The following is a 390-nucleotide window of genomic DNA, read 5'->3' as shown; positions in this document are numbered from 1 at the left end:
ATACGGCGTACAGCAACTGTAAAAACTCGCGCCGATAATAACAGTGTCAGGCGTTGTTTTCCGGATAAGCATATTCAGGCCGTCCTTGTCCTTTCCGGTAACTGTTACATTTTTGAAGCCTAACTCTTCAAACCGTCTTTTGTAGTACGCTCGTAGCGTGCCAGCCCTCGTAACTACCAATGTCCCCCCTGTCATAATTTACCCTCCCCGCCGCAACCGCCAGTTGCGATCAAATTCTTCGGCCTGTGCCATACGTCCCCCCACGGTTTTAATTCCTTGCCCCGTTCTTTCAAAACGTCATTTATTGTTTTAATTCCCGCGTTAACCTCCGCTATGTCCCTTTTGCTCTGCGCGTCCTCGCTCTCTTGAAGTTCCGGAATATCCCACAAG

Annotated in this window: 1 protein-coding gene and 1 pseudogene; both read right to left on the bottom strand. The window is 49.2% G+C overall.

Annotation, left to right across the window (positions count from 1 at the left end):
- Positions 1–195, bottom strand: a 195-nt coding sequence (locus ACYVRH_RS14975; RefSeq protein ID WP_461257648.1) for a hypothetical protein, incomplete at its 3' end; no start/stop codon positions are given.
- Positions 192–390 (bottom strand): annotated as a pseudogene (locus tag ACYVRH_RS14970) (phage portal protein); the annotation flags it as partial. The gene ACYVRH_RS14975 and the pseudogene ACYVRH_RS14970, both read right to left, overlap by 4 nt.

The organism is Treponema sp. R80B11-R83G3 (assembly GCF_054786115.1).
Note: the sequence above shows the minus strand (reverse complement) of the source record. Positions and strands in the feature narration are given on the sequence as shown.